The organism is Cellulomonas sp. NPDC089187 (assembly GCF_040685135.1).
In the GTDB taxonomy this organism is placed as follows: Bacteria; Actinomycetota; Actinomycetes; order Actinomycetales; family Cellulomonadaceae; genus Cellulomonas.
Map to the genome: position 1 here is coordinate 168,915 of NZ_JBFBHI010000001.1, position 23,305 is coordinate 192,219.

The following is a 23,305-nucleotide window of genomic DNA, read 5'->3' on the forward strand; positions in this document are numbered from 1 at the left end:
TTCTGATGGCACGTACCCCCCTGATCGCGGGCAACTGGAAGCTGAACCTGGACCACCAGGAGGCTGTCCACCTGGTGCAGAAGCTCGCGTGGACCCTCAAGGATGCCAAGCACGACTTCTCGCAGGCCGAGGTCGTCGTCCTGCCGTCCTTCACCAACATCCGCTCCGTGCAGACCCTGGTCGATGCGGACAAGCTGGAGATTGGCTACGGCGCGCAGGACGTGTCGCAGCACGCCTCCGGTGCGTACACCGGTGAGGTCTCCGCGACTCAGCTCGCCAAGCTCGGCGTGACCTACGTGGCCACCGGTCACTCGGAGCGTCGCGAGTACCACAACGAGACCGACGCGGTGGTGGCGGCCAAGACCGTTGCCGCACTGGGCGCGGGGATCACCCCGATCGTCTGCGTCGGTGAGGGACTGGAGATCCGCAAGGCGGGCACCCACGTCGAGTACACCCTCGCGCAGCTGGAGGGCTCCCTGGCCGGGGTCACCCCGGAGCAGGCTGCGACCGTCGTCATCGCCTACGAGCCCGTGTGGGCCATCGGCACCGGCGAGGTCGCCACCCCGGAGGACGCGCAGGAGGTCTGCGCCGCCATCCGCGTCAAGCTCGGCGAGTTGTACTCCGCTGAGGTCGCCGACGCCGTGCGCGTGCTCTACGGCGGCTCGGTGAAGTCCGGCAATGCCGCGCAGATCATCGGCAAGCCTGACGTGGACGGTGCCCTGGTGGGCGGTGCCTCGCTGGACGCCGAGGAGTTCGCCAAGATCGCCCGGTTCAACGCCTGACCCAGACGATCCCGGTACCCGGCCGGTGCGCGACCATCGCCTGCGCACCGGCCGGAGACCACTCGGGCGGCGTGACTGATCGGCCTTGCCGAGCCCGCCACGCCGCACGGAGCTGGCCCATCACGGCGGATGTCGCCTAACCTGGGCCGAGTTCGACCCCCCGGCCGACAGTCCCGTCGGCCCTGATCGAGAGACACGACACCACCGTGACTGCCCTGCGCATCGTCCTCCAGGTCCTCCTGGTGGCCACGAGCTTGCTGCTCGTCCTGTTCGTCCTCCTGCACAAGGGCAAGGGCGGTGGCCTCTCCGACATGTTCGGCGGTGGCATCTCCAGCAGCGCCGGATCCTCCGGTGTCGCCGAGCGCAACCTGAACCGGATCACCGTCGGGGTCAGCCTGTTGTGGGCGCTCACCGTCATCCTGCTCGGCCTGATCGCCCGGGTGAGCTGACACCATGGCAAGCGGAAGCGCGATTCGCGGATCCCGCGTCGGTGCGGGTCCGATGGGTGAAGCCGAACGGGGCGAGGCGGCCCCGCGCGTGTGGATCTCCTACTGGTGCGCGAACGGCCACGAGAGCCGCCCGAGCTTCGCGGCCGAGGCCGCCGAGGACGCGCCCGAGACGTGGGACTGCCCGCGCTGCGGGTTCCCCGCCGGTCAGGACAAAGCCAACCCGCCGTCGCCAGTGCGCAATGAGCCGTACAAGACTCACCTCGCCTACGTGAAGGAGCGTCGCTCCGAGGAGGACGGCGCTGCCCTCCTGGACGAGGCACTCGCCGCCCTCCGCGCGCGCCGCGGCGGCTGATACCCGCATCGAAAGGCCCCCGCGCACCGCGCGGGGGCCTTTCGCGTGCGCGGGGCCGCCGAGACTACGCAAACCGACGCATTCGGCGTCGAGAAGCGTCGCTTTCCGTAGTCTCGAGGGCCGAACGCCCAAAGAAGGACGGGCGGTCGCAAGGAGGGGCGGGCGCGCGCAAGGAAGGGCGGGCGCGTGGAGGAGCGGGCTCGCGCGGGGGCGGGGCGCCTGGAGGTCCTGCCCCTCGCGCGGGGGCAGGACGCGCGCGAGGCAGGGCATGCGCGGGCGGGGCATGCGCGGGCGGGACATGCGCGGGGCAGGACATGCGCGGGGCAGGACATGCGCGGAGGGCCGGGCGGAACGCCCGGCCCTCCACGCATGTGCGCTCAGCCCTGCGGGCCGGCCTCCGCGATAGCGGCGGCGTCGACCAGCCAGAGGGTCGCGTCCGTCCCGGTGGCATGCGCTGCCGGGGTCGTGATCGCGGCGGTGCCCGGGGTCAGGGCGCTGGCCACCGCACCGGCCTTCTCCGCACCGGCGGCCACCACCCACACTTCACGGGCCGCATGGATCGCCTCGAAGGTGAGCGACACCCGCAGCGGCGGCGGCTTGGGTGAGTTGTGCACGCCGGTGGTGGTGGTGCCGGTCACGTCGACGCCAGGGTGGCCGGGGAACAGGCTGGCCACGTGGCCGTCCGGGCCCATGCCGAACATCAGCACGTCCAGGGCGGGCAGCTCAGCACCGTCCGGGGCGAAGGCTTTCAGCGAGGCGGCGTAGGCGGCGGCGGAGTCCTCCGGGGTGGCTATGCCGGCTGTCTGGTCCAGGGCAGGCATCGGGTGCACATTAGCGGCGGGCAGGGCCTCGCCGAGCACGTCGATCAGCGCCGCACGGGCCTGGGTTTCATTGCGGTCCGGGTCGCCGTCGGGCAGGAAGCGCTCGTCGCCCCACCACAGGTGCACGCCGGTCCAGTCCACGGCGTGCCGCGCCTCGGAGCGAGCCACTGCGGCCAGGGTGGCGATGCCGACGGTGCCACCGGTCAGGCCGATGTGCACCGGAGACTTGCCGGATTGCAGGTCGATCAGCTTGGTCAGCAGTCGCGCGGCGGTGGCCTCGGCCAGAATCGTCGCATCCGGGTGCACCAACACAGTGCGGGTCACGCAGTCACCTCCACCTTCGGCAGGCCCTTGCGCAGGACCTCGCCGTAAACCTCGTCCGCGTCCAGTCGACGCAGCTCCTCTGCCAGGCATTCGCGCAGCTGACGGATCGGCAGGGCGATCCGGTGCTCGGGCTGATCGGGCTGGCGCAGGGCGGCGGTCTTGCCGTCCGGGCGGTCCAGCACGATGGCACCGGAGCGGCGCTCCAGCTTCACCTGGGTGATCGCCGGGGCATCGGCGATCCGCTCGATGTCCACCGGGCAGTTCAGGGCCCAGCGCAACCAGGCCGCCATCAGGTCGACCGACGGGTGCGTGGACTCGCCGGAGACCACCGCGCGCTGCACCGGCTCGAAGGGCGGCTGGTCCAGGGTGGCGGCGATGAGTCCACGCCACAGCGTGGTGCGGGTCCAGGCCAGGTCGGTGTCACCCTCGCGGTACTCCGCCGCCAGCGCGTGCAGCGTGGCGGTGGGGCTGGCGCATTCGGTGGAGTCGGTGATCCGGCGGCGCGCGAGAGTGCCGAGCGGGTGCTCGGCCGGGTCCTCGGGCACCTGATAGGGCCACCAGGTGACGATGGGCGCATCCGGAAGCAGCAGCGGAAGCACCAGGGTGTCCAGGTGTCGTGCCTGGGCGGCCGACGGACGCAGCAGCACCACCTCGGAGGCACCGGCGTCCCCGCCGAGCCGGATCTGGGCGTCCAGCTCGGAGTCCGCGCCGGGGCCCTCGCTGGTCAGCACGATCACCCGGCAGGGGTGCTCACGAGAGGCGTCGTTCGCGGCCTCGATGGCCTCCTCCGGATCGTGGTCACCGACGTCCACCAGCAGGGTCAACACCCGGCCGAGGGCGATGGCACCGCCCTCTTCACGCTCGTGCACCAGCCGCTTGTTGATGTCGCCGGTGGTCGTCTTGGGCATGTCGATGATCACGGTCGCCTCCAGGCTCGTCCGTCGCGCTCCATCATCCGATCAGCGGAGGACGGGCCCCAGGTGCCCGAGCGGTACTGCTCCGGCTGACCCTGCTTGGCCCAGTAGGCCTCCACCGGGTCGAGGATCTTCCAGGACAGCTCGACCTCCTCGTGCCGCGGGAACAGCGGTGGGTCGCCGAGCAGCACGTCGAGGATCAGACGCTCGTAGGCCTCGGGGGAGGATTCGGTGAACGCGTGGCCGTAGCCGAAGTCCATCGTGACGTCCCGGACCTCCATCGCGGTGCCCGGCACCTTGGCACCGAACCGCAGGGTCACGCCCTCGTCGGGCTGCACCCGGATGACCAGGGCGTTCTTGCCCAGCTCCTCGGTGGCGGTGGACTCGAAGGGCAGGTGCGGCGCCTTCTTGAACACGACGGCGATCTCGGTCACTCGACGGCCCAGGCGCTTGCCGGTGCGCAGGTAGAACGGCACTCCGGCCCAGCGGCGGGTGTCGATGTCCAGGCGGACGGCGGCGTAGGTCTCGGTGGTGGAGTTCGGGTCGAACCCGCCCTCGTCCAGGTAGCCGACCACTCGCTCGCCGCCCTGCCACCCGGCGGCGTACTGGCCGCGGGCGGTGTGCTTGCCGAGGTCCTTGGGCAGCCGCACCGCGCTGAGCACCTTGATCTTCTCCGCGATCAGGTCCTGCGCGCTGAACGACACCGGCTCCTCCATCGCGGTGAGCGCGAGCAGCTGGAGCAGGTGGTTCTGGATGACGTCGCGGGCCGCACCGATGCCGTCGTAGTACCCGGCTCGACCACCGACGCCGATGTCCTCGGCCATGGTGATCTGCACGTGGTCGACGTAGTTGGCGTTCCAGATCGGCTCGAACATCTGGTTGGCGAAGCGCAGCGCCAGCAGGTTCTGCACTGTCTCCTTGCCCAGGTAGTGGTCGATGCGGAACACGTCGTCGGGGTGGAAGACCTCGGAGACGACGTCGTTGAGCTCCCGGGCCGACTTCAGGTCGTGGCCGAAGGGCTTCTCGATGACGACCCGACGCCAGGCACCCTCCGCGGATTCCGAGAGCCCCGAGCGGGCCAGCTGCTTGCAGACCACCGGGAAGGCGCTGGGCGGTACGGACAGGTAGAACGCGTGGTTGCCGCCGGTGCCGCGCTCGACGTCCAACTGCTCGACGGTCTGCCGCAGCCGGTCGAAGGCGTCGTCGTCATCGAAGGTGCCCTGCACGAATCGGATGCCCTCGGACAGCTGACGCCAGGTGGACTCCCGGAACGGGGTGCGGGCGTGTTCCTTGACCGAGTCGTGCACGATCTGCGCGAAATCCTGGGTCTCCCAGTCCCGCCGGGCGAAGCCGGTGAGCGCGAAGCCCGGGGGCAGCAGACCGCGGTTGGTCAGGTCGTAGACCGCGGGCATCAGCTTCTTGCGGGCGAGGTCGCCGGTGACACCGAAGATCACCAGGCCGGAGGGCCCGGCGATCCGGGGGAGTCGACGGTCGCGGGGGTCGCGCAGCGGATTGTGCTCGGCGCTGACCTTGGCGGGCTTCACTCGGTCACCCGGTCCAGGCCACCGCGGACGGTGTCGAGCAGCTCGGTCCAGGACTTCTCGAACTTCTCCAACCCTTCGACCTCGAGCTGCTCGGTGATTTCGTCCAGGTGAATGCCGACGGCCGACAGCCGGTCGATGACCTCCTGCGAGTCCGCCTGGGTGCCGGTGACGGTGTCCCCGGTGATCCGACCGTGGTCCTCGACGGCGTCCAGGGTGGCCTGCGGCATGGTGTTCACCACTCCGGCCACGACCAGCTCGTCCACGTACATGGTGTCCGGGTAGGCCTTGTCCTTGACCCCGGTGGACGCCCAGAGCGGGCGCTGCGGATGCGCACCGGCGGCGGCGAGGGCTGCCCAGCGCGGGGAGCCGATCACCTCCTGGTAGACGGCGTAGGCGAGGCGGGCGTTGGCGATCGCAGCCTGACCGCGCAGGTCAGCGGACTCGTCGGTGCCCAGCGCGTCCAGCTTCGGGTCGATGGCGGTGTCGACCCGGGAGACGAAGAACGAGGCCACCGAGGCGATCGGCGCGAGGTCGTGGCCGGCCTCCTTGGCTCGCTCGAGGCCGTCCAGGAACGCGTCCAGCACCGCGCGGTAGCGCTCCAGGGAGAAGATCAGCGTGACGTTGACGCTGATGCCGTCCGCCAGGGCCTGGGCAATGGCGGGCAGGCCCTCGTGGGTCGCGGGGATCTTGATGAAGACATTGGGGCGGTCGACGGTGGACCACAGTGCCCGGGCGGAGTCGATCGTGCCCTGGGTGTCCCGGGCCAGACGCGGGTCTACCTCGATGGACACCCGGCCGTCCTGCCCGCCACTGGCCTCGTAGGTCGCCCGCAGCACGTCGGCGGCCTCGCGCACATCGTCGGTGGTGATCGCGAAGACGGCGCTGTCGACGTCGTTCACGCCGGAGCGCTTCAGGTCGGCCAGCTGCGCGTCGTAGGCGTCGCCCTTGGCCAGCGCCGAGGCGAAGATCGTCGGGTTGGTGGTCACGCCGACCACGCGATGGTGGGCGACCAGCTCGGCGAGGTTGCCGGTGCGCAGTCGCTCACGGGACAGATCGTCGAGCCAGACCGCGACACCTGCCTCACTCAGCCGATCGAGCGGTGTGGTGCTGCCTGCCATGAAGAGGTCACCTCATTCCGGTCCCGGCATCACCGGGACGTCGATGCGAACACGCGCGGATGGGAGCGGCTGACCCGCCCCGGACGTGCAGGTCGAGCCTAATCCTGGGCACCCACGGCGCGCCGGTCGTGGCCGTGCTCCGGACGGACAACCGGCGGGCCGGGCCGGTACTGTGCGGGACACCGCCCTGGATCGGGACGGAAATCACACTCTGGGACCCACGTCCCTAAGGGCGATGAAGCCCGTCTGGTAGCTGCATCGTGCGTAGGATGGCGGAACGACCACCCCGCTGGCGCTCCGTGCCGCGCGGCCCACCCGGCTGCTCCGGAGGCCAGGGGTCGAACGCGAGGAGGACCGGACCGCGTGCGCACCATCAGCCCTGCCATCGGCGCCGACGAGGCCGGAGCGACGGCCAGTGCGGCCCGCGCGACGCAGCAGGGCGCGCGCAGCGGCTGGCGTCGGAAGGTGGGCGCGTACGTCTCGCTGACCAAGCCCCGGGTGATCGAGCTGCTGCTGGTCACCACACTGCCGACGATGATCCTGGCCGAGGGCGGTTTCCCGTCCATCGGTCTGGTGTTGGCCACGCTGGTCGGCGGTGCGGCCGCTGCGGGTGCGGCGAACGTCCTCAACTGTTATTTGGACCGGGACATCGACCAGGTGATGAACCGCACCAAGCGGCGTCCACTGGTCACCGGTGAGATCACCCCCCGTGCCGCGCTGATCTTCGGACTGGTGCTCACCGTGGCCTCGCTGACCTGGTTGGCGCTGGTGGTGAACGTGCCCTCGGCTCTGCTCACCGGTGCGGCCATCGCGATCTACGTCGTGGGCTACACGATGATTCTCAAGCGCCGGACCCCGCAGAACATCGTGTGGGGTGGCGCGGCGGGCTGCATGCCGGTGCTGATCGGCTGGTCCTCGGTGACCGGTGGGGTGTCCTGGGCGGCGGCGCTGCTGTTCGGCGTGATCTTCTTCTGGACCCCGCCGCATTACTGGCCGCTGTCGATGAAGTTCCGCAAGGACTACGCCGCCGCCGGGGTGCCGATGCTGCCGGTGGTCGCCAAGGAGGCCAAGGTGGCGCGGGAGATGATCGCGTACACCGTGGCGATGATCGCGTGCACACTGCTGCTGGTGCCGGTGGCCGGGATGACCTGGGTGTACGCGGTGATCGCCACCGGTCTGGGTGTGTGGTTCCTCGCCTCGTGCATCGGCCTGTACCGTCGCGCCCAGGACCCGTCCCGCGGCAAGCTCCGCGCCATGACGGTGTTCCACGGGTCGATCACGTACCTGTCGCTGCTGTCGATCGCGGTGGCGGTGGACGTCTTCCTCCCGTTCTGACGACGCGAGGGAGGTGCCGGTGGACGCTGTGCCCGCCGGGCTGTCCTCGGCGCTGGAGGCCTATCTCGCGCATCTGACCGTCGAGCGCGGTCTCAGTCGCAACACCCTGGCCGCCTACCGACGTGACCTCGGGCGGTACCTGGCGTTCTTGGCGTCGGCCGGTCGCACCGCCCCCGATCAGGTGGTGGAGAGCGACGTCGAGGACTACCTGACCGCGATCCGGACCGGCTCGGACGGTCGGGCGGAGCTGTCTGCCGCGTCGGCCGCGCGGGCGGTGGTCGCCGCCCGGGGCTGGCACCGGTTCTGCGTGCTCGAGGGGCTCGCCGCCGACGATCCGGCACGTGGCGTGCGTCCACCCCGGCAGACCCAGCGGCTGCCCAAGGCGATCAGCACCGATGAGGTGGAGCGGCTGTTGGAGGCGGCGTCGCTGGGGGAGGGGCCGGTGCCGCTGCGCGACCGGGCGCTGCTGGAACTGCTGTACTCCACCGGCGCGCGGATCTCCGAGGCAGTCGGACTGGACGTCGACGACCTGGACCTCACGCCAGGCCGGGCCGCGGTGCGCCTATTCGGCAAGGGGCGCAAAGAGAGGGTCGTCCCGGTCGGTGCCTACGCGGTGGAAGCGATCGAGGCCTATCTGGTGCGGGCCCGGCCGGTGCTGGCCGCGGCCGGTCGGGGTGGTGCGCGGGTGTTTCTCAATACCCGGGGCGCGCCCCTGAGTCGGCAGAGCGCGTGGGCGGTGTTGCGCACGGCGGCGGAACGGGCCGGGCTGCCGGCCAGCGTGCATGTCTCCCCGCACACCTTGCGCCACTCCTTCGCCACCCACCTGTTGTCCGGCGGGGCGGATGTGCGGGTGGTGCAGGAGCTGCTCGGGCACGCCTCGGTGACGACCACCCAGATCTACACCAAGGTCACCCCGGACACCCTGCGCGAGGTCTACGCGACCAGTCACCCCCGGGCGCGGCGGCAACCGAGCTGAGCTGGGCTGCCGGTAAGGTGGCGGGGTGGCACGCGAGGAGATGACCGAGAACGCAGTCGACGCAGTGGGACGCCCCCTGCCGGACTTCCCGGTCCCCCCGGCGTTGAACGGGCACGGCCCGGCGCGGGTGATCGCGATGTGCAACCAGAAGGGCGGGGTCGGTAAGACCACCACCACCATCAACCTGGCTGCCGCGCTGGCCGAGTACGGCCGTCGGGTGCTGATCGTGGACTTCGACCCGCAGGGCGCCGCCTCGGTGGGTCTGGGGGTGAACCCGCATGAGCTGGACCGCACGGTCTACGACCTGCTGGTCGACCGCAGCGTCGAGGTTCACGACCTGATCCGCCCCACCCAGGAGGACACCCTGGAGGGGGCGCTGGACCTGCTGCCCGCCAACATCGACCTGTCCGCGGCGGAAGTCCAGCTGGTCACCGAGGTCGCCCGGGAGTCGATCCTGTCCCGGGTGCTCCGCCCGGTGCTGGACGAGTACGACGTCATCCTGATCGACTGCCAGCCCTCGCTCGGCCTGCTGACCGTGAACGCGCTGACCGCCGCGCACGGCGTGCTGATCCCGCTGGAATGCGAGTTCTTCGCGCTGCGCGGGGTCGCCCTGCTGGTGGAGACGATCGACAAGGTGCGCGACCGGCTCAACCCGCGTCTGGAGCTGGACGGCATCCTGGCGACCATGTTCGACCCGCGCACCCTGCACGCCCGCGAGGTCGTCGCCCGGGTGCACGAGGCCTTCGGCGACAACCTGCTGCACACCGTGATCGGCCGCACCGTGAAGTTCCCGGACGCCTCGGTCGCCGCCGAGCCGATCACCAGCTACGCGCCGACCCACCCGGGTGCGCAGGCCTACCGGCAGCTGGCCCGTGAGCTCGTCGCCCGCGGTGACGTCGCCTGATCCCACCCCACCCGGGTCGGCCCCCGTCGAGGAGGCCCCGGCGGGGACTAGCGCGTTCCAGGTGCACCTGGACGTGTTCTCCGGACCCTTCGACCTGCTGCTCGGGTTGATCGCCAAACACAAACTGGACATCACCGAGGTGGCGCTGGCCACGGTCACCGACGAGTTCATCGCGTACATCCGGGCCTTCGAGGATGCGGACGGCGACTGGGATCTGAGCCAGGCCAGCGAGTTCCTGGTGGTGGCCGCAACCCTGTTGGACCTCAAGGCGGCGCGGCTGCTGCCCTCCGGCGACGTCGAGGACGACGACGACCTGGAACTGTTGGAGGCCAGGGACCTGCTGTTCGCCCGGCTGTTGCAGTACCGCGCGTACAAGGTGGTGGCGGCGGATATCGGCGGTCGGTTGCTGGACGAGGGACGGCGACATCCGCGCACCGTCGAGCTAGAACCGCAGTACGCCGCGCTGCTACCGGAGCTGATCTGGCAGATCGGCCCGGAGGAGCTGGCCGCGTTGGCCGCCAAGGCGATGGCCCCACCGCCGCCGCCACCCGGTGTTGACCTCAGTCACCTGCACGCGCCGCCGGTGAGTGTGCGCGAGCAGGCGTTGGCTATCGCCGACCGGCTACGCCATCACGGCGGGGTGGCCAGCTTCCGCACCCTGACCGCGGATGCTGAGTCGACGCTGGTGGTGGTCGCCCGGTTCCTGGCGCTGCTGGAGCTGTTCCGTGACGGATCGGTGGGCTTCGACCAGGTCACGCCGCTGGGCGAGCTGACGGTGCGCTGGACCGGCTCCGGCGAGGGGCAGATCAGCACCGACTACGACGACGAGGACACCGGGGTCGGCGGGTTCGACGCACTGGAGGATGTGACCGATGGCTGAGGGCCTGGAACCGGAGACGACCGAGGCGGTCGATGTGCACGACCTGCCGGGTGGGGCACTGGCCGCGATCGAGTCGGTGCTGATGGTCGCCGACGAGCCGGTGCCGGTGCTGCGCCTGGCCACCGAGCTGGCGCTGACCACCGAGGAGGTCACCGAGCTTCTGGCTGAGCTGGCCGCGGAGTACCGCGGGGAACGCGGCGGACGGCCGCGCGGCTTCGAGCTGCGCGAGGTCGGCGGTGGCTGGCGGCTGTACTCCGCACCGGCGTTCCACCCGGTGGTGAGTTCCTTTGTGATCAACGGTCAGACCCAGCGGTTGACCCAGGCCGCCTTGGAGACCCTGGCGGTGATCGCGTACCGTCAACCGGTCAGCCGTGGACAGGTGTCCGGCATCCGAGGCGTGAATGTCGACGGTGTGGTGCGCACGTTGACCACCCGTGGACTGATCGGCGAGATCGGCCAGGACCCGTCGACGGGTGCGGTGCTGTACGGCACCACGGGATACTTCCTTGAGCGGATGGGCCTGACCTCCCTGGATCAGCTGCCCCCGCTCGCGCCCTACCTGCCGGAGATGAGCGCCCTCGACGGGCTCGATGGCGCGGGCGGCGACGAATGACTGGAGACGTGTGATGAGTGCAGGACGGGGCGGCAGCGGCCGCACGGGTGGGGCCGGTCGTTCCGGCGGTGCCGGGCAGGGCGGTGGACGCGGAGCCTCGGGCGGGGGACGCGGCGGGGCCTCGGGCCGTTCGGGTGCGGGTGGTGCCGGTCGTCCGGGCGCGGGTCGCTCTGGTGGCGCGCCTGCCGGACGTTCGGGCGGTGCGGGTCGCGCCGGTGGTGCTGGACGCGGTGCGGGCGGTCGTTCCGGTGCGGGCAGTGACTCTGGCGGCGTCGGTGGCACCGGACGTGGTGGTGCGGGTGCCGGTCGTTCCGGCGCGGGCCGTGGCGGTGCCTCCGGTGCGGGTCGCGGTGCGGCACCGGGCGCGCAGTCGTTTGCGGGCCGTTCCGCTGGTCGGCCGGGTGCGTCCCGGGGTGCCGCCTCTGGCGCGCGCGCTGGCGCTCGGCGCGGTGGCCCCGCGGTGGGCCGTCCCGGTTCGCGCTGGCCGGACGCCCCGACGGGTTCGCGGGCTCCGCGCCGACCGGTGCAGCCGACCTCTGATGTGCACGACCCGGATGGCATCCGGTTGCAGAAGGTGCTGGCGCAGGCCGGCCTCGGTTCGCGTCGCGCCTGTGAGGAGCTGATCACTTCCGGCCGGGTCACCGTGGACGGCGAGCCGGTGATCGAGCTGGGTGTGCGGGTCAGCCCGCAGTCGGTGATCCACGTCGACGGTCTGCGGGTGCAGCTGGACAGTTCACGGATCACGCTGGCGGTCAACAAGCCGCTGGGTGTGGTGTCGACGATGGACGACCCCGAGGGCCGACCCACTCTGCGTGACCTGGTGCCGGACCGCCAGGAGCGGCTGTTCCACGTCGGACGCCTGGATGCGGACTCCGAGGGCCTGATCCTGCTGACCAACGACGGCGAGCTGGCCAACCGGCTGTCCCACCCCTCGCACGGCGTGCTCAAGACCTACCTGGTGGACGTCGAGGGGCGGGTCTCCGCGGGACTGATCACCCGGTTGAAGAAGGGTGTGGAGCTCGACGACGGACCGGTGGACGTGGTGGACGCCCGCATCGTGCAGGCCACCCCCTACGCCAGCCTGATCGAGATCGTGATCCACGAGGGCCGCAACCGGATCGTGCGTCGCCTGATGAAGGAGGTCGGCCACCCGGTCACCCGCCTGGTGCGGACCCGGATCGGGTCGATCCGGCTCGGCGACCTCAAGCCGGGGCGCAGCCGGGTGCTGTCCAAGGCGGAGGTCGGCGCACTGATGGTCCAGGTCGGGTTGTGACCGTGGTCCCCGCGGCGACCCGGGGGCCGGTGCGGATCGTCGGCACCGGGCTGCTCGGGACCTCGATCGGGCTCAGCCTGCGCGCGCACGGGGTAGAGGTGCTGCTGCACGATCCCTCGCGCACGGCACTGGCACTGGCCCGGGACGTCGGGGCCGGTCGTCCCGCCGTGGACGGCGACCCGGAGCCGGCGCTGATCGTCGTCGCCTCGCCCCCCGATGTGACCGCGGACGTCGTGCGGGCCGAACTGGCCGCGCACCCGAACGCGGTGGTCACCGATGTGGCGTCGGTGAAGGGCTACGTCCTGCGTGAGCTGCGCGACGCGGGCGCTGACCTGACCCGGTACGTTGGCTCGCACCCGATGGCCGGCCGGGAGCGGTCCGGGCCGGCAGCTGCGCTGCCTGACCTGTTCCTGGGCCGACCGTGGGTGATCGTCGACTCCGGTGTGTCCGACCCGGCGGCGGTGCTGGCGGTGCGTTCTCTGGCCACCGACCTGGGCGGTGTGCCGGTCACCCTGGATGCCGACGCGCACGACGCGGCGGTAGCCCTGGTGTCCCATGTGCCGCAGGTGGCCTCCAGCCTGGTCGCCGCCCGACTGCGGGAGGCCGAGCCGGATGCGCTCGGGTTGGCCGGGCAGGGGCTGCGGGACGTGACCCGGGTGGCGGGTTCGGACCCGGCGCTGTGGACGTCGATCCTGGCCGCCAACGCCTCCGCCGTGCGTGATGTGCTGGCCGCGCTGCGCGATGACCTGGACGGGATCGTGGGGGCGCTGAACGAGGCCGCGGAGGCGTCCGGTCCGGAGGATGTCGCCCTGGGCGCGCTGGCCCGGATCGCCTCGACCATCGCCGACGGCAATGCCGGTGTCGCCCTGGTGCCGGGCAAGCACGGTGGTGCGCCGCGGCAGTGGGCCGTGGTCACCGCGCTGGTTCCGGACCAGCCCGGAGAACTCGCCCGCCTGCTGACCGATGTCGGTGAGGCCGGGGTCAACCTAGAAGAGCTGCAGCTGGAACACGCGGCCGGGCGACCGGTCGGTATGGCCTCGGTCTCCGTCGACCCGGCCCGTTCAGCGCACCTGGAGGCGGAGCTGACGGCCCGCGGATGGAGGTTGGTGCGATGACGCAGCACCTGGTGGTGGCGATCGACGGGCCCTCCGGCTCGGGCAAGTCCACCGTGTCCCGACGGGTGGCGCAGGCCCTCGGTCTGGCGTACCTGGACACCGGTGCGATGTACCGGGCGGCGACCTGGTGGGCGCTGCGTTCCGGGGTGCCGCTCACCGATCAGGACGCGGTGGCGACGCTCGTCCGGGACATGCCGCTGGTGATGGGCGTCGACCCGACCTCGCCGACCGTCGTTGTCGATGGCATTGACATCAACGAGGCGATCCGAGAGACCTCGATCTCCGCTGCCGTGAGTGCCGTCGCCACCAACCTGGAGGTCCGCGCCGAGCTGGGTCGCCGTCAACGGGCCGAGATCGCCGCGCAGGCCGTGTCCTCGTCCTTCTCCGGTGGGAAGGGCATCGTCGCCGAGGGCCGGGACATCACCACCGTGATCGCCCCCGACGCCGACGTGCGCTTGCTGCTCACCGCCTCCGAGGATGCCCGCCTGGCCCGACGCGCGCGCGAGGTGCACGGCTCCGCCGATGCCGACGCGGTGGAGGCCACCAAGGACCAGGTGCTGCGCCGCGACGCCGACGACTCGACCGTGGCCTCCTTCACCGTGGCGGCGGACGGCGTGGTCACCGTCGACTCCTCCGAGTGGGATCTGGACCAGACGGTGCAGGCCGTCCTGGATGTGATCGAGCAGCGGGCATGACCGAGCAGAAGCTGATGCCGGGCTGGGCGCACGGCATTGGGAAGTTCCTGGCGCACGGCGTGTGGAACACCCGAGTGCTCGGTGCCGAGCTGGTCCCGGAGACCGGTCCGGTGGTGCTGGCGGCCAACCACGTGTCGGTGATCGACGGTCCGCTGCTGGCCGGGGCGTCGCCGCGACGGCTGAACATCCTGGTGAAAGAAGAGATGTTCCACGGACCGATCGGCGCGATCCTGCGGGCCTCGGGTCAGATCCCGGTGGACCGTGACGGTGGCGGACGCAGCGCGCTGGTCGCCGGGCTGAACGTGTTGCAGCGCGGGGGAGCGGTCGGGGTCTTCCCCGAAGGCAACCGTGGCCGTGGTGACGCCGCCTCCGCCCGGGCCGGGGTGTCCTGGTTGGCGGTGAACGGTGACGCGCCGGTGGTCCCGGTGGCGGTGCTCGGTACCCGTCGTACCGGTGAGGGTGTCAACCACATCCCCGGGGTGCGTCGACGGCTGTGGGTACGGTTCGGTGAGCCGATCATGCCGGTGCGTGAGCCGGGGGCCAGCAAGCGTGAGGCGGTGTCCGCGACCAACGAGGCGGTGCGGGTGGCGCTGAGCGGACTGGTGGCGCGCACACTGAGCGAGGTCGGCGTGGGGCTGCCGGAGGATTGATGACTGGGGCGCGTGACGAGGACCTGGACCGGGCCGAGCAGGTACTCGGCGTGGCGCTGCCCACTTGGTGGCGCGACCGGTTGCGGGAGCGGAACGGCTTCGACTGGGACGACCGCGCCGGGGTGACAGGTGTGCTCTACCGGGCACTGCCGGTCCGTGACGGCTCCGACCGCAAGCGGATGGCCCGGACCGCGCAGGACATCGCGTGGCACACCGAGCGGGCCCAGGCAGAGGACAGCTTCCCGGCGGGGGCCGTGGTGCTCGGTGCGCTGGGTGAAATGCCCGCGGTGGCCGTCCGTGATGACCAGATCTGGGTGCGGCGTGGGTCGCTCGGGTGGGAGCCGCTCGGTGTGGTGCTGGCCGACTTCGCGCCGGACCCCGCCACGCTGCCCCCGGTGACGCAAGAGCTGCCGGTCTTCACCTTCCACCCGGACCCGGTGGCCACCGGCATGATTCGGCGCAGCCCGAACACGTGCCCCTCCTGTGATCGGGCCCGAGGGTGGGAGTACGTGAAAACGCCCTACGGTCGGGGCTGTCTTGAGCACCTGTGTCCGTGGTGCATCGCGGATGGGAGTGCGGCTCAGCTGGGGGCGAGCTTTGTCGACGACCTCCCGCTGGTGAACGGTGGTGTCGCGCCGGATGTGGTCGCCGTGGTCTGTGATCGGACGCCGGGGATCACGGGCTGGCAGCAGGAGGTGTGGCAGGTCTGCTGTGCGGATGCTTGCGTGTACCTCGGGCCGCTGGACGTCGCCGGTGCGCTGGACCTGCCGGAGGCAGTGCGCAACCAGTACGGGCTCAGCTCCGACCGTGCGGAGCTGCTGATCGAGTCCGGTGGCGGCGTGCACCGGTTCCGGTGTCGGCACTGCGGCGATGAGCAGCTTTGGATCGACCTGCCGTAGCGGCCGATCACCGTGGCTCGTCACGGACCGGGTGCTGCCGAGGACCGGAATGGGTGTCGATGTGACCCCCGAGTGGGTCATCGTGGCCCGGTGTTCGCGGACAGCACCAGTGATCGGCGACAATGGTGCCCATGTCTGACTTCCCGACCAACCTCGACCCCGACGAGACGACCCCCGAGGGTGCCGTCCCGTTCCCGCTGGTCGATGACGACGATGACGTCGCGCGCGAGCAGGCGCTCCGCGTCGGGCTGGAGGACTACGAGCTCGATGAGGAGGACGCCGCTCTCCTCGGCGGCGACTACGACCTGGACGGCGAGAGTGTCGAGCCAGAGATCCTGCCCGTGCTGGCCGTGGTCGGTCGTCCGAATGTGGGCAAGTCGACCCTGGTCAACCGCATCCTGGGGCGTCGCGAGGCCGTCGTTGAGGACAAGCCCGGTGTCACCCGTGACCGGGTGAGCTACCCCGCAGAGTGGGCCGGCCGCCGGTTCACGCTGGTCGACACCGGGGGCTGGGAGGTCGACGTCGCCGGGATCGAGGCACGGGTGGCCGAGCAGGCCGAGGTGGCGATCTCCCTGGCGGACGCGGTCATCTTTGTGGTGGATGCGACCGTGGGAGCCACGGCCACCGACGAGCGGGTGGTCCGGCTGCTGCGCCGTGCCGGCAAGCCGGTGGTGCTGTGCGCCAACAAGGTCGACGGTCCCCGCGGCGAGGCCGATGCCGCTCAGCTGTGGAGCCTGGGCCTGGGCGAGCCGCTGCCGGTGTCCGCGTTGCACGGTCGTGGCACCGGTGACCTGTTGGACGCCGCGCTGGCCAAGTTGCCGCTGGTCTCGGAGCACGGCGAGGCCCGTCCCGGTGGTCCGCGTCGGGTCGCGCTGGTCGGCCGTCCGAATGTCGGCAAGTCGTCGCTGCTGAACAAGGTCCTGGGCGAGAACCGTGTGGTCGTCGACGACCTGGCCGGGACCACCCGTGACCCGGTGGACGAGTTGGTCGAGCTCAAGGGCATCCCGTGGTGGTTCGTGGACACCGCGGGCATCCGCCGCCGGGTGCACCAGACCTCCGGCGCGGACTTCTACGCCTCGCTGCGCACCCAGGCCGCCATCGAGAAGGCCGAGGTGGCGGTCGTGCTGCTGGACGCCTCCGCGCCGCTGACCGAGCAGGACATCCGAGTGGTGCAGCAGGTGGTCGACGCCGGGCGCGCGCTGGTGATCGCCTACAACAAGTGGGACCTGATGGACGAGGACCGTCGGCCCTACCTGGAGCGGGAGATCGAGCGCGAGCTGGTGCAGATCCAGTGGGCGCCGCGGGTCAACGTCTCCGCGAAGACCGGCTGGCACACCGACCGGCTGGTGCCCGCGCTGACTCGCTCGCTGGAGTCCTGGGACATGCGCATCCCCACCGGCAAACTGAACTCGTTCCTCGGTGAGCTGGTCGCCGCGCACCCGCACCCGCTGCGGGGCGGCAAGCAGCCGCGCATCCTGTTCGCCACCCAGGCGTCCACCCGTCCGCCCCGGTTCGTGATCTTCGCTTCCGGGTTCCTGGAGGCGCAGTACCGACGGTTCATCGAGCGTCGACTGCGCGAGACCTTCGGCTTCGAGGGGTCGCCGATCAGCATCTCGGTGCGGGTGCGGGAGAAGCGCAAGCGGTGACCGAGGGTGCGGTGCTGATCCGGGCCTGGGACGCGCTGACCTCGCACTCCGCCTGACCACGCGGGATCATCCCTGCTATGCCTGAACAGCACACCGTCCGACGTCGCAATCCTCTGTTGGTGATCGGGCTGCCCCGTGACCCCTCCGGGACCCGGCATGTCGCGGGGTTCCTGGCGATCACGGTGCTGACCGTGTTGGTGACCCGGGCGGCGTTGGCGCTGACCGGGTTCCCGCAACTGGGCGGCGATGGGCTGCACATCGCGCACGTGCTCTGGGGCGGGCTGCTGATGGCGTTGGCCCTGGTGGCGGCGCTGTCCTGGGCGGGGCCGGTGGTGCGTCCGGTGGTGGCGGTGGTCGGTGGGATCGGCTTCGGGCTGTTCATCGACGAGGTGGGGAAGTTCGTCACCTCGGACAACGACTACTTCTACGAGCCGACTGCGGCACTGATCTACGTCGTCGTGGTCCTGCTGGTGCTCACCGCGGAGTTGATCCATCGGCGCAAGCGCGACCCGCACGAGCTGTTGGCCGCCGCCACCGACCTGGCAGTGGCCGGGATGGCAGGTGGGTTCTCGGTTCGGGCGCGGCGGCAGGCTCGCGCGCTCGTGGATGAAGCGGGGGACGTACCGGGTGCCGAGCACGTCAGGGCACTGTTGGACTCCGTGCAGGACGACGCGAAGGAGTTGCCGGACCCGATCGGTGCGGTGGCGTCCTGGATCGTCGGGGTCAGTCGCCGGGTGGTGCGGGTGCGCTGGGCACCGCGGGTGACCGTGATCGTGCTGGGCGTGGCGACGGTCTACACCCTGGTGCGCGGGATCGTGCTGTGGTCCACCGGGTCACCGCTGCCGAACTGGGCGTTGGGCGGAATCGTGCTCTCGGGCGCGGTGTCGCTGGGACTGTCGGTCCTCGGGCTGCGGAAGGTCGGCACGGACCGGGCGGCCGGTTACGAGTGGTTTCGGCGGGCGGTGTTGGTGAACCTGCTGCTGACCCAGATCTTCCTGTTCCGGGTCGACCAGTGGAGCGCGGTATCCGGGCTGGCGGTGGACCTGGTACTCCTCGGCCTGGTCGCAGCTGAGCTCGACGTTCTCCGCGGCAAGTCCTCCGACCCTGACCCGGACGAGTTCGCCCAGGCGCTCTGACTCGCCGAGACTGCGCGAACCGACGCTTCCGGGCGGCTGGAGCGTGGGTTTGTGCAGTCTCGGTGCTGGCCGGGCCGGGTGCGGGAGGTGGCGGGGCGGCGTGGGGCGAGGCGCGGTGGGTGCGGGTGGCGACCGGTTGGGGCGGGGCGGGTGTGCAGGCGGCGGCGGGTGGTCCGGCTCGGGTGGTCGGATGAATCATCCCATCATTTGGACGGGCGGTTATCGGCCGGGGGAGCGGGCGTAGACCTGGGGGTCATGAATGCTGACTGGCGCCGGGTCGCCGCACTGGTGTTCGCCATCGCCTGGGGCGGCAACGAGTTCACCCCATTGTTGGTGATGTACCGCGATGTCAGCCACTACAGCGCGTTGACGGTGAACATCCTGCTCGGCGCGTATGTGCTCGGGATCATCCCGGCGCTGCTGATCGGCGGGCCGTTGTCGGATCGCTATGGGCGGCGACGGTTGCTGGTGCCCGCCGCGCCGATCGGGATCGTGGGGTCGCTGATCCTGGCGGCAGGCCCGTCGTCGGTGGCGATGTTGTCCGCGGGACGCGTGTTGTCGGGGGTGGCGCTGGGGCTGGCGATGGCGGTGGGCACCACCTGGATCACCGAACTGTCCGAGCCTGGCACTGGGGCGCGCCGGGCCTCGTTGGCGCTGACACTGGGGTTCCTGGTCGGGGCTGGCATCGCTGGGGTGTTGGCGCAATGGGGTCCGTTGCCGACCGCGCTGCCGTATCTGCTGCACGCGGTGGTGACGGCGGCGGGTTGGGTGCTGGTGCTGCGCGCCCGGGAGACGCATGCGCGGTCGGTGCAGCCACATCGGTTGCGGGACGACCTGCGGGTCCCGGCGATCGGGCACCGGCGGTTCTGGCGGGTGGTGGTGCCGCTGGCACCGTGGGTGTTCGGCGCGGTGGGGTCGGCGTACGCGGTGCTGCCGGGGTTGATGCGGGAGCACTCCGGCGGGATGCCGATCGCGTTCTCCGCGCTGCTGACCGTGGTGACACTGGCCTGTGGCTTCGGCATCCAGTCACTAGGACGGCGGATCGACACTCAGCATTCGGCGCGGGCGTCGGTGGTGGCTCTGACCATGATCGTGATCGGGCTGTCGCTGGCCGCCTGGGCTGCGGCGTCGCTGTCGTTGGTGATCGTCATCGTGGCGGCAGCGGTGTTGGGCTGCGGGTACGGGATCGCGCTGGTGGCCGGGCTGTCCGAGGTGCAGCGGATCGCCGGACCGGACGATCTGGCCGGGCTGACAGCGGTGTACTACTCGCTGGCGTACACGGGGTTCTTCGTGCCGGCGCTGTTGTCCTGGTTGTCCGGGCGGTGGGCGTATCCGGTGATGTTCGGCGGGGGAGTCGTGCTGGCGGTGGTGGCGCTGGTGGTGGTCGCCTGTGGCTGGCGAGCCCATCTGCCGGCCCGTGGCGATTCGGGTGACAACAGCTGAAACAGGCGTTACGTTCTTGCGCAACATCCTGCAAAGGCTTGCACCCGGCGGGATGGATCGACGCTCCGGCAATGAGGCCCGAGCGTGGCGTGCCCACGGGCACCGACGAAAGCAGGGGCAATGAGGCTCAGCAGACGCATCACCGCGGCGGCAGTCACCGCCGTGCTGGCGTGCACCGGGTTGGCCGGGATCGCCACACCGGCCACCGCCACCGCGCCCGACGGTCCGGGTGGCCAGGGCAATGTCATCCTCAACCTGTTCCAGTGGACCTGGGACTCGGTGGCAGCCGAGTGCACCAGCACCATCGGACCGGCCGGATTCGGCTATGTGCAGGTGTCGCCGCCGCAGGAGACCATCCGCGGCACGGCCTGGTGGACCTCCTACCAGCCGGTGAGCTACAAGATCGAGTCCAAGCTCGGCACCCGCGCAGAGTTCGCGGCGATGGTCCAGACCTGCGAGGCGGCCGGGGTCGGCGTGATCGTCGACGCGGTGATCAACCACACCACCGGCGCGGACGGCGGCTCCGGCACCGGGGTCGCCGGGTCGTCGTACGGCGTCGACAGCTTCCCGGGGATCTACGGGGCGGCCGACTTCAACGACTGCCGCAGCAACATCAGCAACTACCGGGACCGGTACCAGGTGCAAAACTGCCGCCTGGTGTCCCTCCAGGATCTGCGCACCGGGTCGGAGTACGTCCGCGGTGTCATCGCCGGGTACCTCAACGACCTGATCGGGCTCGGCGTCTCCGGGTTCCGGATCGACGCGGCCAAGCACATCCCCGCCGCCGACCTGGCCGCGATCAAGGCCAAGCTCACCGACCCGAACGTCTACTGGGTGCAGGAGGTGATCGGCGCTGCCGGTGAACCGATCACCGAGGGCGAGTACGTCGGCACCGGCGACGTGCACGAGTTCGACTACGCCCGGACCCTCAAGTCGCGGTTCGACGGCCAGATCGCCCAGCTGCGCACCATCGGCGACGGACAGCTGCCCTCCGCGCAGGCCGGGGTGTTCGTCGACAACCACGACACCGAGCGCAACGGCGAGACCATGAACGTCACCTGGGGTGCCAAGTACATCCTGGCAAACGCGTTCATGCTGGCCTACCCGTACGGCTCCCCGTCGGTGTACTCCGGCTACCGGTTCACCGACAAGGACGCCGGAGCCCCCGGTGCCACCACGACCAGCGTCCCGGACGCGAACTGCTCCTCGCAGTCCTGGACCTGCACCCAGCGCTGGACCGAGATCGCCGGGATGGTCGGCTTCCACAACCAGGTCGACGGCACCGCACTCACCCATTGGTGGGACGACGGCAGCAACCACATCGCGTTCGGCCGCGGGAACCAGGGCTACGTCACGATCAACAACTCCGCCGCCGCCGTGACCCGGACCTACCAGACCTCGCTGCCCGCCGGAACCTACTGCGACGTGGTGGCCTCGAAGACCTGTGCGGTGACCTACACGGTCAGCTCCGCCGGGACCTTCACCGCCACTGTGCCCGCCTACGGTGCGCTGGCGCTGCATGTCGGGGCCCGGACCAGCGGTGGCGGCACCACCCAGGGATCTGCATCCTTCGCGGTGAACGCCAGCACCGTGTGGGGTCAGAACATCCGCGTCGTGGGGTCGATCCCGGCGCTGGGCAGCTGGAACCCGGCTTCCGGAGTGGCGCTCTCGTCGGCCAGCTACCCGGTGTGGCGCGGCACGGTCCCTCTGCCGGTGGGCACCAGCTTCGAATACGAGTACGTGAAGGTCGACGGGGCCGGCACGGTGATCTGGGAGTCCGGGGCGAACCGGACCGCCACGGTCGGCAGCTCCGGGACCGTCATGCTCAACGACACCTGGCGGTCATGACCCGCTGAGCGCGCCGTGGCCGACCCGGGAAGGATGCCGGGTCGGCCACGGTGGTGCTGGTCACTGGTGCGTCGATGCGGAAGATCGGGGTGCGGTGGGGTAGTCTTGCCGAGGCCTCTGCGGGGGCCATCGGGCTGTGGCGCAGCTTGGTAGCGCACTTGACTGGGGGTCAAGGGGTCGCAGGTTCAAATCCTGTCAGCCCGACCGATTCGAAGGCCGTGAACCATGGGTTCGCGGCCTTCGGTGTGTCCGAGGGGGTGTGATGGACGAGCAGGTGGTGCTGGTCTGCGGTCCGGCGGGTGCGGGCAAGTCGACCCATGCGGCGCGGCTGGCTGAGCTCGGGTACCGGTGGTTGTCCTTCGACCGGATCGCTTGGGAGCTGGGGCATCGGGAGCATCCGGTGTCGGTGGCGGCTGTCGAACGGGTGCACGGGATCATCCGGGAGCGGCTGCTGGCGGCGGTGGGCGCGGGGGAGCGGGTGGTGGTGGACACCAGTTTCTGGTCCCGGGCCGGGCGCGAGGCGTATCGGGAGCTGTTGGCGTCCACGGGGGTCGTACCGGTGGTTCACTACCTGCGAGTGTCGGAGGCGACGATGCGGGCGCGGGTGGCACCGGACCGGATGACGTGCTGGTGCCGGACGAGCGGATGGATGGCTACCTGGCGGGGTTCGAGGTGCCGACGGAGGACGAGGGGCCGCTGCGGGTGATCGACGGTTGACGGTCGGTCAGCGCGCGACCTGGGTGGTGTCCGGGGTGACCGATTGCCCCAGTGGTGTCGGGCGACGATGACGGGGAACAGATCGCCTCTGGTCGGCGCGGGGATGGATACCTGGCGCGTGCCCGGTGGGGTCGGTCCGGGTTGTGGTCTACCGCGGCGATGACCCACGACGACGCCTGGTCCGAAATCGCCGACGCACGGCTCGTCGCGCTCACCACCTATCGGAAGGACGGCACGTCGGTGTCGACGCCGGTGTGGATCGCGCCGGAGAGCTCGGCGCTGGTGGTGATCTCGGACGCAGCGACTAGAAAGGCTAAGCGGCTGCGGCACGATCCGCGGCTGCGACTGCGATCCTCTGAGCGGTGGGGGAGATCGGGCCGCTGGTGGTGACGGTGGACGGGATAGCGCAGGTGTGACCGTGCACCGCACCGCTAGACAGCGAGACAGCATGAGCGAGTACCACGTCGACCGCAGGAATCTTCTACAGCGGCGACTACTGCCCGGAGCAGTTGGCCGCGGCACGTCCGGGGCCCAGGGTGCGGCATTGATGCGCGAGGCTGGGGTGAATCTGGTCAGCTCAGCCCGACCGATTCGAGGGCCGTGGAGCGTGGCTTCGCGGCCTTCGTCATTCCGAATCGGTGCATGTGGACTGCAACAGTCGATGCCCGCTTGCGGTGACCACCCTGGTCTCTCTGTGTCCCCGCACCGACAAGAGCCCTGTCGATGTTGCGTGACTTTTGCGTTGTTCATTGCGCGCGCTCGGGCGGAGCAGTCCCTGTCTCAGCCGCGCATGATGGGCATCCGGCAGGGCGCGCGCTCGGAGCGAGGGTGCGAGCATGCGAGGCGACTCAGGTACGAGTCACGCTCTCGA

Annotated in this window: 23 protein-coding genes and 1 tRNA gene; 20 read left to right on the forward strand and 4 right to left on the reverse strand. The window is 70.6% G+C overall.

Annotation, left to right across the window (positions count from 1 at the left end):
• Positions 1-2 precede the first annotated feature (2 nt).
• From tpiA to AB0N78_RS00805, 3 genes are all read left to right on the forward strand, one after another.
• Positions 3-782, forward strand: coding sequence for a triose-phosphate isomerase (tpiA, locus tag AB0N78_RS00795; protein ID WP_363386195.1), 780 nt, complete (start codon positions 3-5; stop codon positions 780-782).
• Positions 783-988: 206 nt separating this feature from the next.
• On the forward strand, positions 989-1,231 hold the full coding sequence (secG, locus tag AB0N78_RS00800) for a preprotein translocase subunit SecG (protein ID WP_363384537.1): 243 nt from the start codon (positions 989-991) through the stop codon (positions 1,229-1,231).
• 4 nt (positions 1,232-1,235) lie between these two features.
• Positions 1,236-1,583: an RNA polymerase-binding protein RbpA gene (locus AB0N78_RS00805; RefSeq protein WP_363384539.1), complete on the forward strand. Its 348-nt coding sequence runs from the start codon at positions 1,236-1,238 to the stop codon at positions 1,581-1,583.
• A gap of 377 nt (positions 1,584-1,960) precedes the next feature.
• On the opposite strand, the gene pgl is transcribed toward AB0N78_RS00805, so the two are convergent.
• From pgl to tal, 4 genes are read right to left on the reverse strand one after another with little or no spacing between them, the layout of a single operon-like run.
• Entirely contained in the window at positions 1,961-2,728 is a 768-nt protein-coding gene (pgl, locus tag AB0N78_RS00810) for a 6-phosphogluconolactonase (RefSeq protein ID WP_363384542.1), read from the reverse strand.
• Positions 2,725-3,648 (reverse strand): glucose-6-phosphate dehydrogenase assembly protein OpcA, encoded by a 924-nt coding sequence (locus tag AB0N78_RS00815; RefSeq protein ID WP_363384544.1) that lies wholly within the window; start codon positions 3,646-3,648, stop codon positions 2,725-2,727. The genes pgl and AB0N78_RS00815 overlap by 4 nt, the downstream gene beginning before the upstream one ends.
• The gene (zwf, locus tag AB0N78_RS00820; protein ID WP_363384547.1) at positions 3,645-5,186 is read right to left on the reverse strand and encodes a glucose-6-phosphate dehydrogenase; all 1,542 of its coding nucleotides are present in this window, start codon (positions 5,184-5,186) and stop codon (positions 3,645-3,647) included. Before zwf ends, AB0N78_RS00815 begins: the two co-directional genes overlap by 4 nt.
• Positions 5,183-6,304: a transaldolase gene (gene tal, locus AB0N78_RS00825; protein ID WP_363384550.1), complete on the reverse strand. Its 1,122-nt coding sequence runs from the start codon at positions 6,302-6,304 to the stop codon at positions 5,183-5,185. Before tal ends, zwf begins: the two co-directional genes overlap by 4 nt.
• A gap of 363 nt (positions 6,305-6,667) precedes the next feature.
• Between tal and AB0N78_RS00830 the strand changes: the two genes are divergently transcribed.
• The 17 genes from AB0N78_RS00830 to AB0N78_RS00910 all read left to right on the forward strand — a co-directional run bounded on the left by AB0N78_RS00830 (position 6,668) and on the right by AB0N78_RS00910 (position 22,824).
• Positions 6,668-7,639 (forward strand): heme o synthase, encoded by a 972-nt coding sequence (locus AB0N78_RS00830; protein ID WP_363384552.1) that lies wholly within the window; start codon positions 6,668-6,670, stop codon positions 7,637-7,639.
• Positions 7,640-7,658: 19 nt separating this feature from the next.
• Positions 7,659-8,615, forward strand: coding sequence for a site-specific tyrosine recombinase XerD (gene xerD, locus AB0N78_RS00835; protein WP_363384555.1), 957 nt, complete (start codon positions 7,659-7,661; stop codon positions 8,613-8,615).
• Between the two features lie 40 nt (positions 8,616-8,655).
• The gene (locus AB0N78_RS00840; protein WP_363386197.1) at positions 8,656-9,519 is read left to right on the forward strand and encodes an AAA family ATPase; all 864 of its coding nucleotides are present in this window, start codon (positions 8,656-8,658) and stop codon (positions 9,517-9,519) included.
• 61 nt (positions 9,520-9,580) lie between these two features.
• Complete coding sequence (locus AB0N78_RS00845) at positions 9,581-10,399, forward strand: ScpA family protein (RefSeq protein ID WP_363386199.1); 819 nt, start codon at positions 9,581-9,583, stop codon at positions 10,397-10,399.
• Positions 10,392-11,012, forward strand: coding sequence for an SMC-Scp complex subunit ScpB (gene scpB, locus AB0N78_RS00850; protein WP_363384557.1), 621 nt, complete (start codon positions 10,392-10,394; stop codon positions 11,010-11,012). Before AB0N78_RS00845 ends, scpB begins: the two co-directional genes overlap by 8 nt.
• A gap of 523 nt (positions 11,013-11,535) precedes the next feature.
• Positions 11,536-12,285 carry a pseudouridine synthase gene (locus AB0N78_RS00855; protein WP_363386201.1) on the forward strand — a complete coding sequence of 250 codons (750 nt, stop codon included), beginning with the start codon at positions 11,536-11,538 and terminating at the stop codon, positions 12,283-12,285.
• Entirely contained in the window at positions 12,282-13,400 is a 1,119-nt protein-coding gene (locus AB0N78_RS00860; RefSeq protein WP_363384560.1) for a prephenate dehydrogenase, read from the forward strand. Before AB0N78_RS00855 ends, AB0N78_RS00860 begins: the two co-directional genes overlap by 4 nt.
• Positions 13,397-14,095: a (d)CMP kinase gene (cmk, locus tag AB0N78_RS00865; RefSeq protein WP_363384563.1), complete on the forward strand. Its 699-nt coding sequence runs from the start codon at positions 13,397-13,399 to the stop codon at positions 14,093-14,095. Before AB0N78_RS00860 ends, cmk begins: the two co-directional genes overlap by 4 nt.
• A complete protein-coding gene (locus tag AB0N78_RS00870; RefSeq protein ID WP_363384566.1) occupies positions 14,092-14,745 on the forward strand; it encodes a lysophospholipid acyltransferase family protein in 654 nt (217 codons plus the stop codon). The genes cmk and AB0N78_RS00870 overlap by 4 nt, the downstream gene beginning before the upstream one ends.
• A complete protein-coding gene (locus AB0N78_RS00875) occupies positions 14,745-15,644 on the forward strand; it encodes a CbrC family protein (protein WP_363384569.1) in 900 nt (299 codons plus the stop codon). Before AB0N78_RS00870 ends, AB0N78_RS00875 begins: the two co-directional genes overlap by 1 nt.
• A gap of 131 nt (positions 15,645-15,775) precedes the next feature.
• Positions 15,776-17,290 (forward strand): ribosome biogenesis GTPase Der, encoded by a 1,515-nt coding sequence (gene der / locus AB0N78_RS00880; protein WP_363384572.1) that lies wholly within the window; start codon positions 15,776-15,778, stop codon positions 17,288-17,290.
• A 77-nt stretch (positions 17,291-17,367) separates the two neighbouring features.
• Positions 17,368-18,426, forward strand: coding sequence for a hypothetical protein (locus AB0N78_RS00885; protein ID WP_363384575.1), 1,059 nt, complete (start codon positions 17,368-17,370; stop codon positions 18,424-18,426).
• A 255-nt stretch (positions 18,427-18,681) separates the two neighbouring features.
• The gene (locus tag AB0N78_RS00890; RefSeq protein ID WP_363384578.1) at positions 18,682-19,869 is read left to right on the forward strand and encodes an MFS transporter; all 1,188 of its coding nucleotides are present in this window, start codon (positions 18,682-18,684) and stop codon (positions 19,867-19,869) included.
• A gap of 120 nt (positions 19,870-19,989) precedes the next feature.
• Complete coding sequence (locus AB0N78_RS00895) at positions 19,990-21,717, forward strand: carbohydrate-binding module family 20 domain-containing protein (RefSeq protein WP_363384581.1); 1,728 nt, start codon at positions 19,990-19,992, stop codon at positions 21,715-21,717.
• Positions 21,718-21,847: 130 nt separating this feature from the next.
• Positions 21,848-21,921, forward strand: a tRNA-Pro gene (locus AB0N78_RS00900).
• Positions 21,922-21,979: 58 nt separating this feature from the next.
• Complete coding sequence (locus AB0N78_RS00905) at positions 21,980-22,423, forward strand: ATP-binding protein (protein WP_363384584.1); 444 nt, start codon at positions 21,980-21,982, stop codon at positions 22,421-22,423.
• 170 nt (positions 22,424-22,593) lie between these two features.
• A complete protein-coding gene (locus tag AB0N78_RS00910) occupies positions 22,594-22,824 on the forward strand; it encodes a pyridoxamine 5'-phosphate oxidase family protein (protein WP_363384587.1) in 231 nt (76 codons plus the stop codon).
• Positions 22,825-23,305: the final 481 nt, after the last annotated feature.